The sequence below is a fragment of the Pseudomonas sp. B15(2017) genome (assembly GCF_002113215.1).
In the GTDB taxonomy this organism is placed as follows: domain Bacteria; phylum Pseudomonadota; class Gammaproteobacteria; order Pseudomonadales; family Pseudomonadaceae; genus Aquipseudomonas.
In genome coordinates this window covers 1-623 of sequence record NZ_NEJZ01000041.1, presented here as the reverse complement: position 1 = coordinate 623, position 623 = coordinate 1, and the positions used below count along the sequence as shown (strand labels likewise).

Here is a 623-nt window from a genome sequence, read left to right as displayed (position 1 = left end):
CTACCACGTCTTTCATCGCCTCTGACTGCCAAGGCATCCACCGTATGCGCTTCTTCACTTGACCATATAACCCCAAGCAATCTGGTTATACTGTGAAGATGACATTCGCCGAAAATTCGAATTTCTCAACTAAGAGAACTCACAAATTTTACCTTAGCCTGATCACCACCAGTGAAAGTGGATCTCAGTCTATCTTTCTATCACATACCCAAATTTTTAAAGAACGATCTAATCAAAAGACTAGAAATCAATATTCAAATCGAATATTCATTTCTAAACTCTCAAACTTCGAAGCAGTTTATGGTGGAGCCAAGCGGGATCGAACCGCTGACCTCCTGCGTGCAAGGCAGGCGCTCTCCCAGCTGAGCTATGGCCCCATAACAAAATTGGTGGGTCTGGGCAGATTCGAACTGCCGACCTCACCCTTATCAGGGGTGCGCTCTAACCAACTGAGCTACAGACCCAATTTCGAGCTTGTAACTGTTAGCTCAGAGCTATCAGCTTGGAGCTTAAAGCTGCTTCTATCGTCTTCTTCAATGAATCAAGCAATTCGTGTGGGAGCTTATGAAGCAGCTGATGTCGTCGATTAAGGAGGTGATCCAGCCGCAGGTTCCCCTACGGCT

The 623-nt window shown here is 46.1% G+C and carries 2 tRNA genes; both read right to left on the bottom strand.

From position 1 onward, the window contains the following. Positions 1-301 precede the first annotated feature (301 nt). Positions 302-377: transfer RNA gene (locus tag CAF73_RS29505), tRNA-Ala, on the bottom strand. Between the two features lie 10 nt (positions 378-387). Continuing rightward, positions 388-464: transfer RNA gene (locus CAF73_RS29500), tRNA-Ile, on the bottom strand. Between the last annotated feature and the right edge of the window lie 159 nt (positions 465-623).